At 67.2% G+C, this 12,103-nt stretch carries 12 protein-coding genes; 4 read left to right on the top strand and 8 right to left on the bottom strand.

What is annotated here, in order from left to right; translation table 11 throughout:
* Nucleotides 1–40: 40 nt before the first annotated feature.
* Nucleotides 41–634, bottom strand: coding sequence for a transcriptional regulator BetI (gene betI, locus NRG74_RS16540; protein WP_257704824.1), 594 nt, complete (start codon nucleotides 632–634; stop codon nucleotides 41–43).
* A gap of 195 nt (nucleotides 635–829) precedes the next feature.
* Between betI and NRG74_RS16535 the strand changes: the two genes are divergently transcribed.
* Nucleotides 830–1,240 (top strand): winged helix-turn-helix transcriptional regulator, encoded by a 411-nt coding sequence (locus NRG74_RS16535; RefSeq protein ID WP_017641695.1) that lies wholly within the window; start codon nucleotides 830–832, stop codon nucleotides 1,238–1,240.
* Entirely contained in the window at nucleotides 1,224–2,225 is a 1,002-nt protein-coding gene (locus NRG74_RS16530; RefSeq protein WP_017641696.1) for an LLM class flavin-dependent oxidoreductase, read from the top strand. The genes NRG74_RS16535 and NRG74_RS16530 overlap by 17 nt, the downstream gene beginning before the upstream one ends.
* Before the next feature lie 428 nt (nucleotides 2,226–2,653).
* Here NRG74_RS16530 and nfsB read toward each other — a convergent pair whose 3' ends face one another.
* Genes nfsB through NRG74_RS16515 form a run of 3 tightly spaced genes read right to left on the bottom strand, consistent with a single transcriptional unit; the run spans nucleotide 2,654 to nucleotide 5,475 of the window.
* Nucleotides 2,654–3,301 carry an oxygen-insensitive NAD(P)H nitroreductase gene (gene nfsB / locus NRG74_RS16525; protein ID WP_257704823.1) on the bottom strand — a complete coding sequence of 216 codons (648 nt, stop codon included), beginning with the start codon at nucleotides 3,299–3,301 and terminating at the stop codon, nucleotides 2,654–2,656.
* Between the two features lie 18 nt (nucleotides 3,302–3,319).
* Nucleotides 3,320–4,468 (bottom strand): major royal jelly family protein, encoded by a 1,149-nt coding sequence (locus NRG74_RS16520; protein ID WP_257704822.1) that lies wholly within the window; start codon nucleotides 4,466–4,468, stop codon nucleotides 3,320–3,322.
* Entirely contained in the window at nucleotides 4,468–5,475 is a 1,008-nt protein-coding gene (locus NRG74_RS16515; protein WP_257704821.1) for a zinc-binding alcohol dehydrogenase family protein, read from the bottom strand. Before NRG74_RS16515 ends, NRG74_RS16520 begins: the two co-directional genes overlap by 1 nt.
* A gap of 105 nt (nucleotides 5,476–5,580) precedes the next feature.
* Here NRG74_RS16515 and NRG74_RS16510 point away from each other — a divergent pair, with 105 nt between their 5' ends.
* A complete protein-coding gene (locus tag NRG74_RS16510) occupies nucleotides 5,581–6,489 on the top strand; it encodes a LysR family transcriptional regulator (protein WP_257704820.1) in 909 nt (302 codons plus the stop codon).
* Between the two features lie 57 nt (nucleotides 6,490–6,546).
* On the opposite strand, the gene NRG74_RS16505 is transcribed toward NRG74_RS16510, so the two are convergent.
* The 3 genes from NRG74_RS16505 to NRG74_RS16495 form a co-directional block, all read right to left on the bottom strand.
* Complete coding sequence (locus tag NRG74_RS16505; protein ID WP_257704819.1) at nucleotides 6,547–7,572, bottom strand: alpha/beta hydrolase; 1,026 nt, start codon at nucleotides 7,570–7,572, stop codon at nucleotides 6,547–6,549.
* 68 nt (nucleotides 7,573–7,640) lie between these two features.
* Nucleotides 7,641–8,057 (bottom strand): organic hydroperoxide resistance protein, encoded by a 417-nt coding sequence (locus NRG74_RS16500; RefSeq protein WP_064309165.1) that lies wholly within the window; start codon nucleotides 8,055–8,057, stop codon nucleotides 7,641–7,643.
* Nucleotides 8,058–8,203: 146 nt separating this feature from the next.
* Nucleotides 8,204–8,638 (bottom strand): MarR family winged helix-turn-helix transcriptional regulator, encoded by a 435-nt coding sequence (locus NRG74_RS16495; protein ID WP_257704818.1) that lies wholly within the window; start codon nucleotides 8,636–8,638, stop codon nucleotides 8,204–8,206.
* 88 nt (nucleotides 8,639–8,726) lie between these two features.
* Between NRG74_RS16495 and NRG74_RS16490 the strand changes: the two genes are divergently transcribed.
* Nucleotides 8,727–10,244 carry a sigma-54-dependent transcriptional regulator gene (locus tag NRG74_RS16490; protein ID WP_257704817.1) on the top strand — a complete coding sequence of 506 codons (1,518 nt, stop codon included), beginning with the start codon at nucleotides 8,727–8,729 and terminating at the stop codon, nucleotides 10,242–10,244.
* Nucleotides 10,245–10,262: 18 nt separating this feature from the next.
* Here the strand turns inward: NRG74_RS16490 and poxB are convergent, their stop codons facing one another.
* A complete protein-coding gene (gene poxB, locus NRG74_RS16485) occupies nucleotides 10,263–11,987 on the bottom strand; it encodes a ubiquinone-dependent pyruvate dehydrogenase (RefSeq protein WP_257704816.1) in 1,725 nt (574 codons plus the stop codon).
* Nucleotides 11,988–12,103 lie beyond the last annotated feature (116 nt).

Here is a 12,103-nt window from a genome sequence, read left to right as displayed (position 1 = left end):
TCGCTGGTTATCTACTTGGAATTTATTGCTGGTAGAAATACTAATCTGAGGCCTTGGCCAGTTGCAGGTCCAGGTAGTCGTAGGCGATCTGCAGGGCCTGCTGGGTGTTGAAGGTATCGCCGGAGAGGGCGCCGCGCAGCCAGAGGCCATCGATGATGGCAGCCAGGCCGCGCGCCGAGGCGCGGGCCTGCTCATGGGGCAGGAGGCGCCGGAATTGCCAGCAGAGGTTGGAATAGAGGCGCAGGTCGTTGATGCGTTGCAGGCGGCGCAGATTGGGCTGGTGCATGCTGGTGGCCCAGAAGGCCAGCCAGGTCTTCATGGCCGGGCCACTGACCTGGGTATCGTCGAAGTTGCCCTGGATGATGGCGCGCAGGTTGGCGGCCGGGTCGTCACCGGGCAGGGCGGCGCGGCGTTCGCGCACGGCCTGGCGCAGGGCATTCATCAGATGCCGCATGGTGGCTTCGAGCAGGCCGTTCTTGTCCTGGAAGTAGTGGCTGATGATGCCGTTGGAGACGCCGGCCTTGCGGGCGATGAAGGCGATACTGGCGTCGCCCATGCCGACTTCGTCGACGGCTTCGAGGGTCGCGGCAATGAGCTGCGAACGACGGATGGGCTGCATCCCGACCTTGGGCACGAGGCATCTCCTGAACAGAGCGGAAGGAGCCTCGGAGGGTAACTATTTTTTATTGAACGTTCAATCAATAAAAGATGTCACCACCTTTTGGATTGTGCCCTGGCCAAGGCGGCAATACCAGTCCTGACAGGTGGTTACTTTTAATAACTGCCCGAAAGGCGTAGGCTGGGAACCAGTTCTGCTTCGAGGATCGCCATGGACGCCGTGGTCAGTCGTATCTCCAGCCGTCGCCGCCTGCATGCCCATGCCTGTCCCATTCGGGATGTGCTGGACCGCATCGGCGATGCCTGGTCCTTGCTCACGCTCTTCACCCTGGAACCCGGTCCGCTGCGCTTCAACGAATTGCGCCGGCGGGTCGACGGCATTTCCCAGCGCATGCTCAGCGTGACCCTGCGTCAACTGGAGCGCGATGGCCTGGTGTCCCGCACGGTGACCCCGACCAAGCCGCCCCAGGTGGAATACGCCCTCACCGAATTGGGCCAGAGCCTGATGGTACCGGTGGGTGCCCTGGCCGCCTGGGCCTCCGCGAAGCAGCCTTTAATTCAGCGCCACAGGGCGGCCTACGATCAGGCCGCCGAGGAGAATCCTGATGACCCGTCTCTCTAAGACCGCCCTGTCGGTCCTCGACCTGGTCCCCATCCGTGACGACGGCGATGCGACCCAGGCGCTGCACAATGCCCTGACCCTGGCGCGCCATGTCGAGCAGCTCGACTTTTCCCGCTACTGGGTAGCGGAGCACCACAACATGGACGGTATCGCCAGTTCCGCGACCAGCGTGTTGCTGGGCTATCTGGCCGCCGGCACCAGCACCCTGCGGCTGGGCTCGGGCGGCATCATGCTGCCCAACCACGCGCCTCTGGTGGTGGCCGAGCAGTTCGGCACCCTGGCCTCGCTGTATCCGGGCCGCATTGAACTCGGCCTGGGCCGCGCGCCGGGCTCGGATCAGCGCACCGCCTATGCCCTGCGGCGCGACCGCCTGGGCAGTTCCGACGACTTCCCGCGGGATGTGGAAGAGCTGCAGCACTATTTCGGACCGCAGCAGCCGGGGCAGGGCGTGATCGCCATGCCGGGCGTGGGCACCGAGGTGCCGATCTGGCTGCTGGGTTCGAGCTTGTTCAGTGCCCAGCTGGCGGCGGCCAAGGGGCTGCCCTATGCCTTCGCCTCGCACTTCGCGCCGCGTTATGTGCACGAGGCGATCCGGCTCTATCGCGAGAACTTCAAGCCGTCCGCGGTGCTCGATCGTCCCTATGTGATGCTCGGGGTACCCCTGGTGGCGGCCGACAGCGACGACGAGGCCAATTACCTGGCCACTACCGTCTACCAGCGCATCCTGGCGCTGTTCCGCGGCGACAGCCTGCGCCTGCAGCCGCCGGTGCGCAGCATGGAAGGGGTGTGGTTGCCCCATGAGAAGGAATCGGTGTCGAGCTTTCTCGGCATGGCGGTGATCGGTGGACCGGACAAGGTCCGGGAGCGTCTGGAGCTGTTGCTGGAAAAGACCGACGCCGACGAGCTGATCTTTACCTGCGACGTCTACGAGCAGGCGGACCGGTTGCGCGCCTTCTCGATCCTGGCGGATCTGAAGGGCGGTTGATCGGGGATTGGGTCTGTTGGGCTTCGCTGCGCTCAGCCCAACCTACGTGTGCGCAGCGTTATCCACGTCGATGAGCCGTAGGTTGGGTTGAGACGGCTTCATCGTTGAAGCCCAACAGGCCCAAACGAAAAAGCCGACCCATACTAGCGGTCGGCTTTTTCTTGTCCAAGGAAGGGCAACGCTGCCGCCTTTGTTGGGCTTCGCTGCGCTCAGCCCAACCTACGTGTGCGCAGCGTTATCCACGTCGATGAGCCGTAGGTTGGGTTGAGACGGCTTCACCGTCGAAGCCCAACAGGCCCAAACGAAAAAGCCGACCCTTGCTAGCGGTCGGCTTTTTCCTGTCGAGGAAGGGCAACGCTGCTGCCTTTGTTGGGCTTCGCTGCGCTCAGCCCAACCTACGCGTGCGTAGCGTTATCCACGTGGGCGTTCTACAGGAAGGTGAAGACCCGTTCGCGAGTCAGGCGGGACTTGGGCAGGGCGGCGTTGAAGTCGCTTTCGCCGCGATAGCCCAGGCCGACCACCACCAGGGCGGTGTAGCCCTGTTCGCGCAGGCCCAGTTCCTGGTCCAGGCTGTTGGCGTCGAAGCCTTCCATGGGCGTGGCATCGATGCCCAGGGCGGCGGCGCCCAGCAGCAGGGTGCCCAGCGCCAGGTAGGTCTGCTTCTCCATCCAGTGCTGCACGTCCTTGCGCTCATACCGATGCAGGTCGACGAAGTGACGGCGGGTACCGTCCTGGGTGGCGCGCGCCTCGGGCTTGGCGAAGCGGCCGTCCTGGGCTTCCTGCTCCAGCACCTGGGCCAGATGGCCCTCGGTCATTTCCAGGCGGGTGCAGAGCACGATGACGTGGGAGGCCGGCAGCACCTTGGGTTCGTTGTAGGGGCTCTGCATGCCCCGGGCGATGCGCGCCTTGGCCTCGGCGCTGGCGGCGACCACGAAGTGCCACGGCTGGGAGTTGACCGAGGAGGGCGCCTGGCGCAGCAGCTCCAGCAATTCCTCGACCTGTTCGGCCGGGATGCTGCGGGAGCCGTCGAAGGCCTTGGTGGTGTAGCGGGTGCGGGCGATCTGGGACAGCTGCATGGATAACTCCTGATCGGATCAGTGGGTAGGGGCCGGCTGGGCGTCGATCTTGACGCGGAACAGGCTGTAGGGCTTCTGGCGCAGGTCCTGGCCACCGTGGAACTGGGCCTGGCGATGGAGCTGATTGGCGGTGAAATAGAGATAGCCGTCCGGACCGATGCTGAAGGTGTCGGGCCAGAGCACGCGCGGATCGTGGACCAGGGTCTTCCAGCTGCCATCGGCCTGGCGCTGGCGCACGGCGTTGTGCTCGTAGTCGCCGGCATAGACGCGGCCCTCGGCATCCGCTTCGAGGCCGTCGGAAGCGCCTTTCTCGCCGAGATCCTGCACCCCAGCGCGCACCTGGGCCTCGCTCGCGCTGGGATCACGTAGCAGCGCGGTGGGCACGGCATAGAGGTGGCGGCTGGACAGCGGGCTGAAGTAGAGGGTGCCGCCGTCCGGCGACAGGGCGATGCCGTCGCTGGCGATGGCCGGGCGGACCTTGCTGCCGTCGGGACGCTGCATAAGCAAGGGCTCGCCTTCCACCACCGGGACGAAGCTGGGGTCGACGTTGGCCTGGGGCGCGCCGTTCAGGCGGCGCTGGGCCTGGCCGGTGGCGAGGTCGAGGATGATCAGGCCACCGGGAGGCGCCGAGTCGGTGACATAGGCCACCCCGGCGCGACCGACGCGAAAGTCGAAGCGCACGTCGTTGACGTAGCTGTTGGGTTCGAGCACCGCTGCGGGGAAGACCAGCGTCCTGGCGACCTTGTTGGTCTTGAGGTCGATGGCCACCAGCTTGACGCCGCCGGGCTTGGGCGCAGCGAAGCCAGGAGCGGCGGTATCCAGCACCCAGAGGTGCCCGCGCCCATCGGCCACCACGCTCTGCACGCTGATGAAACCCTTGCCCGACTGGCCGGGCGTTTCCACGTTCAACGCGGCGTCCGGATAGGGCACCGCCTTGCCGTCCTTGAGTTCGGCGACGGTGAAGGGCACCACGTCGCCCCAGCGGGGATAGTTGACGAAGATCCGCCCGGTCTCGCTGACGGTGACCCCGGTGGGCATGGCGTCCTGGAAGGCGAATACTGGCTCCAGCTGACCGAGGGTGCGCTCCTGGGGCAGCGGCGCGGCCTGGGCGGTCAGGCTACCCACGGCCAGGGCGACGGCGAGGGTCAGGGCATTGAGGCGGGGCATCAGAAGCCCTCCAGCACGAGCTTGCCGCGGGCCTGGTGGCTTTCCAGCTGGGCATGGGCGCGGCGCAGGTTGGCGGCATCGATCCGGCCCAGGTGTTCGCCCAGGGTGGTCTTGAGGGTGCCCTGGTCGATCAGGCCGGCGACGCGCTCGAGGATCTCGTGCTGGCGCACCTTGTCCGGGGTCTGGAACAGCGAGCGGGTGAACATCAGTTCCCAGTGCAGCGACAGTGACTTGGCCTTCATCGGCACCACGTCGAGTTGCGCCGGATCGTCGATCACGCCCAGGCGACCCTGGGGCCGCAGGACATCCACCAGCTGGGTGAAGTGCTCATCGGTATGGGTGAGGCTGGCCACCAGGGTCACGCCATCCAGACCCAGGGCTTCGAGCTGGGGACGCAGCGGCTGGTGGTGGTCGATGACGTGGTGGGCACCCAGCTGGCGCACCCAGTCCTGGGTTTCCTGGCGCGAAGCGGTACCGATCACCGTCAGCTCGGTGAGCTGGCGGGCCAGCTGCACCAGCACGGAGCCGACGCCACCTGCCGCGCCCATCACCAGCAACTGCTGGCCGGCGCCGCCGCCTTCGGTCGCGCCGAGACGGTCGAACAGCAATTCCCAGGCGGTGATGGCGGTCAGCGGCAGGGCCGCGGCCTGGGCGTGATCCAGGCGCTTGGGCTTGTGCCCGGCCAGGTGTTCGTCGACCAGGTGCAGTTCGCTGTTGCAGCCGGGGCGGAACAGCTCGCCGGCGTAATAGACCTCGTCACCTACGGCGAAGCGGCTGACGGCGCTGCCCACCTGCCGCACCACGCCGGAGACGTCCCAGCCCAGTACCTTGGACTCGCGCTGCACCAGGCCCTGGCGCACCTTGGTGTCGACCGGATTGACCGACACGGCGCGGACTTCCACCAGGAGGTCATGGGCCTCGGGCGTGGGGTCGGGCAGCACTGCGTCCTGCAGGGCACGGGGATCGCTGGCGGGCAGGGTGGTGTCACCGTGGACGATGGCTTTCATGGGCGGGTTCCTTTGTACGATAAGAAGACGTGGGCCCATGGTCGTCTTCATGCTCGACCGGAAAAAGCGGCAGAATCGGATAGCACCTTCACTGCAGGAGTGAAAATGATCCGCTTCGACGACCTCGGCCTCTTTGTCCGCTCCGCCGCCCTCGGCAGCTTTTCCCGCGCCGCCCGCGAGGCAGACCTCCTGCCGGGGCAGGTGAGCGCCGCCATCGGCCGGCTGGAGCGCGAACTGGGCATCCGCCTGTTCGCCCGCTCGACCCGCAGCCTGCGCCTGACCGCCGAGGGCGAGGCCTATCTGCCCTATGCCCGCGAGGTGCTGGAGACCTTGCGCGAGGGGCGCGAGCGGCTGCAGGGGGAGAGTCCGGAATTGCGCGGGGTGCTGCAGGTGGCGGCGCCTTCGGACCTGGGGCGCAACCTCCTGCTGCCCTGGCTGGCCGAGTTTCGTCAGCGCCATCCCGGCCTGACCCTCAGGCTCTACGTCTCGGACCAGCAGGCCGACGTCTATCGCGATCCGGTGGACATCGCCATCCGCTACGGCCGCAGCCAGGACGACAGCCTGGTAGCCCTGCCGCTGGCCCCGGACAACCGCCGGCTGCTGGCGGCGGCGCCGACCTACCTGGCCCGCCAGGGCGCGCCGCGCAACCTGGACGACCTGTCCGGGCACGCCTGCCTGCTCTACCAGCTACATGGGCGCACCTATGACAAGTGGAGCTTTCCACAGGCCGACGGCAGCCTGCGCCAGGTGGCCGTCAGCGGACCCCTGCAAAGCGACGATGCCGAGGTGGTGCGGCGCTGGGCGGTGGCCGGGGAGGGCATCGTCTACAAGTCCTGGCTGGACATGCGCGACGACCTGCACAGCGGTCGGCTGGTGCGGCTGTTGCCCGAGCAGCCCGGCGAGCCGTTGCCGCTGCAGTTGTTCTGCCCGCACCGGCGGCAATTCTCGCCGGCGGTGCGGCAGCTGCATGGCTGGCTGGCGGAACGCTTCGCGGCCCTGGGCGAGCAACCCTGAAACGCAAAGGGGGTGGCGCCGCGAACGGAACCACCCCCTCGGGTACCGCGGCCCGCCTTACTGCAGGTGCTGCTTGAGCAACTGGCCGGCCTGGGTCAGCGCAGCCTGGACCTCGGGTACCTTGGCCAGGGCGTTGAGCAGGCCATAGTCGTGAATCATGCCGTTGTAGCGCACCTGGACGACATCGACGCCGGCGGCGTTGAGCTTGCGGGCATAGGCCTCGCCCTCGTCTCGCAGCACGTCGTTCTCGGCGGTCTGCACCAGCGCCGGCGGCAGACCCTTGAGCTGGGCCTCGCTGGCCCGCAACGGCGAGGCGTAGACGTTGGCGCGCTCGGTCTCGCTGGTGGTGTAATTGTCCCAGAACCACTTCATCATGTTGCGGGTCAGGAAGCGGCCCTCGGCATAGGCCTGGTAGGAGCCGTTGTCGAAGCTGGCATCGGTCACCGGCCAGAACAGCACCTGGTAGCGCAGCTTGGGCGTGCCCTTGTCCTTGGCCATCAGGCTGACCACCGCGGCCATGTTGCCGCCGACGCTGTTGCCGGCCACCGCCAGGCGACTGCCGTCGACATCGATGTCCTTGCCGTGCTCGGCCACCCACTGGGTCGCGGCATAGGCCTGGTTGATGGCCACCGGGAAGTGGGCTTCCGGACTCGGGGTGTAGTTGACGAATACCGCCGTGGCGCCGGACGCCACCACCAGGTCACGCACCAGGCGCTGGTGGGTGGGGAAGTCGCCCAGCACCCAGCCGCCGCCGTGGAAGAACATGAAGGCCGGCGTCTGCCCCTTGGCATTGGCCGGGCGGACAATGGTCAGCTGCAGCGGCTTGCCGTCGACCTGGATGGTCTTTTCGCTGGTCTTGACGCCCGAGAGATCGACCTTGACGCCGGACTGGGCGCCGGCCAGCACCGCGCGGGCGTCCTTGGGGCTCAGGGTTTCCAGGGGTTTGCCACCGCTCCCGTTCAGGGCGTCGACGAAGCCCTGGGTGGTGCGCTCCAGATGCGGATCGGGCTGGGGCGCGGCGAAGGCGCTGCCCAGGGCCAGGCTGAGCGCGGAAAGACCAAGCAGGCGAGACAGGGTACGCATGACAGAAGACTCCTCGAACGGAAAGGACCGGGCGCCTCGGCGGAGGCGCCTGGGGGGTGCCGCGACCCTTAGGCCAGGGTCAGGCGCACGTCGACGTTGCCGCGGGTGGCGTTGGAGTAGGGGCAGACCTGGTGGGCCTTCTCGACCAGGTCTTCGGCCACGGCGCGCTCCAGGCCCGGCAGGCTGATGACGAGCTCGACGTCCAGGGCGAAGCCGGTGGGGATGGGGCCGATGCCGACCTGGGCGGTCACGCTGACGTCCGCCGGCACGGCGATCTTTTCCTTGGCACCGACGAACTTGAGCGCGCCGATGAAGCAAGCCGAGTAACCGGCGGCGAAGAGTTGCTCGGGGTTGGTCCCGGCACCGCCGGCACCGCCCAGCTCCTTGGGCGTGGACAGCTGCACGTCCAGGGCCTTGTCGCTGCTGATGGAACGGCCGTCGCGGCCACCAGTGCTGGTTGCGGAAGCGGTGTAGAGGATGTTCATGGCGTGCTCCTTTTTGGGTATCGCGATAACTGTTTGATCGGGCTTGGATCGCAAGGATTGCCCAGGTACGGATTTAAGTTATCGCGATACTTGTTATCGCGCAAATATATTTTTGGGAGCAGGCGACCAGCGGTGGTGGGACGGGATCAACGCTCCAGCTTGGCACGCAGGGTCATCAGGTTTTCCCGCAAGGCATTCATCTGCGCATCGCCCAGTGCGCAATAGCCGCTGATGGTGCCGTTGATCTCCTGGGCCCGCTCGCGCAGGGCCCGGCCAGCCTCGGTGAGCTCGATGGACAGGTTGCGCTCGTCCTCGGCATTGCGCTGTCGGGTCACGTAGCCCTCGGCTTCCAGGCGCTTGAGCACCGGGGTCAGGGCGCCGGAATCCTGGTGCAGCCGCCGTGCCAGCTCCTTGAGCGGCAGGCGGTCGTTTTCCCAGAGCACCAGCATCATCAGGTACTGCGGGTAGGTCAGGCCCACCTCCTCGAGCAGCGGCTTGTACACCTTGGTCATGGCCAGCGAGGTGGAGTACAGCGCGAAGCACAGCTGCTGATCGAGCAGAAGAGGGTCTTTGTTGGTCATGGCGGTCCCGCCTGGGTAAATGAGAAGTGATTCTACCCCGAGCATTTGGGTAGCATTAGCCCTTTCGCTTTCAGACCCCAGGGTTTCCATGCGTATCCATGTGTCGTTCATCGATCGTGTCGGCATCACCCAGGAAGTCCTGGCGTTGCTCGGGGCGCGCAATCTCAACCTGGACGCTGTGGAGATGGTGCCGCCCAACGTCTACATCGATGCGCCGACCCTGAGCGCGGCGGTGCTGGAGGAATTGCGCGCCGCCCTGCTCACTGTGGTGGGGGTCGAGGCGGTGCGGGTGGTGGACATCCTGCCGGGCCAGCGGCGCTCACTCCAGCTCGACGCCCTGCTCGCCGCCATGGCCGATCCGGTGCTGGCGGTGGACGGCGAAGGGCGCATCCTGCTGGCCAATCCGGCCTTTGCCGCCTTGGCCGGTCAGGGCGCCGGCAATACCCTGGCCGAACTCTTCAACGACAGCGAATTGCCCGCCGAATTGCTGGATCAGGGCTTTCGCCTGCCCCTGCGCGAGGTGGTGCTGCGCGGCCAAGCGCTGTTGCTGGACGCCACCCCCATTGGCGAACCCGTGGGCGGACTGGCCGGTGGGCTGCTGACCCTCTATGCCCCCAGTCGCATCGGTGGCCGCCTCTCGGCGCTGCGCCACGACACCCCCGAGGGCTTCGATTCGCTGCTTGGCGATTGCGCCGCCATCCGTACCCTCAAGGCCCGGGCCCAGCGCCTGGCCGCCCTGGAGGCGCCACTGCTGATCCTGGGCGAGACCGGCACCGGCAAGGAACTGGTGGCGCGCGCCTGCCATGCGGCCAGTGCGCGGCGCGAGGCGCCCTTTCTGGCGCTGAATTGCGCTGCTCTGCCGGAGAGCCTGGCCGAGAGCGAACTGTTCGGCTATGCCCCAGGGGCCTTCACCGGCGCCCAGCGCGGCGGCAAGCCGGGCCTGCTGGAGCTGGCCGACCAGGGCACGGTGTTTCTCGACGAGGTCGGCGAGATGTCGCCCTATCTGCAGGCCAAGTTGCTGAGATTTCTCTCGGACGGCAGCTTTCGCCGCGTTGGCGGGGCCCAGGAAACCAAGGTCAATGTGCGCATTCTCGCCGCCACCCATCGCGACCTGCAGGCCATGGTCGCGACCGGCACCTTTCGCGAAGACCTCTTCTACCGCCTCAATGTGCTCAGCCTGCAGGTGCCGGCCTTGCGCGAGCGCGGCCAGGACATCCTGCTGCTGGCGCGGCACTTCCTGCAGCAGGCCTGCGCCCAGATCGGTCGACCGCCGTGCCGCCTGGCGCCGGCCACCTACGGCGTGCTGCTGGGCAATGCCTGGCCGGGCAACGTCCGGCAATTGCAGAACATCCTCTTTCGGGCGGCTGCCATCAGCGAGAGCGGCCAGATCGACGTCGACGACCTGGACCTGGCCGGTACCGCAGTGGCCGGTCAGGTCGAGACCGAGGTCAGCACCCTGGAAGCCGCCATCCAGGGCTACGAGGCGGCGCTGCTGGAACGGCTCTATCCACAGTATCCGTCCAGCCGCCAGCTGGCCGCACGCCTGCAGACCTCCCACTCGGCCATCGCCATGCGCCTGCGGCGCTACGGCATCCCGCGGCGTTGAACGCCGCGGGCGTCCGGATCAGCGCAGCACGTTGGTCTTGGCCAGATCCACCACCTCGCTACCGCGACCACTCATTACCGCGCGCAGCATGTAGAGGCTGAAGCCCTTGGCCTGGGCGGCCTCGATCTTCGGTGGCAGCGACAGTTCCTGCTTGGCGATGCGCACGTCCACCAGCGCCGGACCGGGGTGGGCGAAGGCCTCCTCCAGGGTGGCGTCGAGCAGACTGGCCGATTCCACCTTCCAGCCGCGCACGCCGCAGGCCTCGGCGACCCGGGCGAAATCGACCTCACCCAGATCGGTGGTCTCGTCGATCATGCCGGCGGCCTTCATCTCCATGGCGACGAAGCCCAGGGTGGCGTTGTCGTAGACGATGACCTTGACCGGCAGCTGTTCGCTGGCGAGGGTCGCCAGTTCGCCGAGCAGCATGGACAGCCCGCCATCGCCGGCCAGCGCCACCACCTGGCGATCGGGATAGGCCGCCTGCAGGCCCATGGCCTGGGGCAGGGCGTTGGCCATGGAGCCGTGGCTGAAGGAGCCGGCCAGCTTGCGTTCGAAATTCATCGCCAGGTAGCGCGCCGCCCACACCGTGGGGGTGCCGACGTCGCAGGTGAAGAGGGCGTCCGCCGCGGCCAGTTCACTGACCCGGGTGGTGAGGTACTGCGGATGCAACGGCTCGCCATCGGCGGTGGCGGTGGCCAGTTCGTCCAGCTCGGCGCGGGTCTTGCGGTAGTGCTGCTGGGCCTTTTCCAGGAAGCGGCTGTGGCTGTTGGGCTGGAGTCGCGGCAGCAGGGCGTCGAGGGTGGCGCGGACATCGCCCACCAGCCCCTTGAGCAGCGGGGTGCGCACGCCCAGGTGGGCGCCGCGCACGTCGATCTGCACCACGCGGCCGTGATCCGGGAAGAAGTTGCGATAGGGGAAGTTGCTGCCCAGCATCAGCAGCAGGTCGCACTCCTTGAGCGCATGATAGCCGGACGAAAAGCCGATCAGGCCGGTCATGCCCACGCCATAGGGATTGGAATATTCGATATGGGCCTTGCCGCGCAGCGCATGGACCACCGGCGCCTGCAGGCGCTCGGCCAGGGCCACCACCTGGGCATGGGCACCGGCACAACCGGCGCCGCAGAGCAGGGTGATGCGCTTTTCCCCGGCCAGCAATTCGGCCAGGGCGTCCAGTTCGGCGTCCGGCGGCACCACTACCGGACGCACCGGCTCGCTCCACTGGGCTTCCTTGACTGGCGCCTCGGCCAGGGCCACGTCGCCGGGAATCACCACCACCGACACCGAGCGATTGAGGATGGCCGAACGCATGGCGGTCTCGAGGATGCGCGGCAGTTGCTCGGGATGGGAGACCACCTCGCAGAAGTCGCTGCAGTCACGGAACAGCCGCTCCGGATGGGTCTCCTGGAAATAGCCCAGGCCGATCTCGCTGGAGGGAATCTGAGCGGCGATGGCCAGCACCGGCGCACCGCTGCGCTGGGCGTCGAACAGGCCATTGATCAGGTGCAGGTTGCCCGGACCGCAGGAGCCGGCGCACACCGCCAGACGCCCGCTGGTGTCGGCCGCGGCACTGGCGGCGAAGGCCGCGGCTTCTTCGTGCCGCACCCCGCGCCAGCGGATGCGCTCACGCTTGCGCAGGCTTTCGGTGAGGCCGTTGAGCGAATCGCCCGGCAGGCCCCAGATGGTGTCGACGCCAGCCGCTTCGAGGGTGGCGACGAGCAGATCGGCAACGGTTTTCACAGCCATGACAAAGACTCCAGGCAAGGGTGGGGGAGGGCAAAGCCGCTTGGCAGAGGTCTTGTTGTGCTTTCTTGGTCCGACAGAGCGGGGTGGAAGTTCGCCTTGGGTGCTCCTGTCTGAAT

It is taken from the genome of Pseudomonas oryzihabitans (assembly GCF_024652905.1).
Taxonomy (GTDB): domain Bacteria; phylum Pseudomonadota; class Gammaproteobacteria; order Pseudomonadales; family Pseudomonadaceae; genus Chryseomonas; species Chryseomonas benzopyrenica.
Note: the sequence above shows the minus strand (reverse complement) of the source record. Positions and strands in the feature narration are given on the sequence as shown.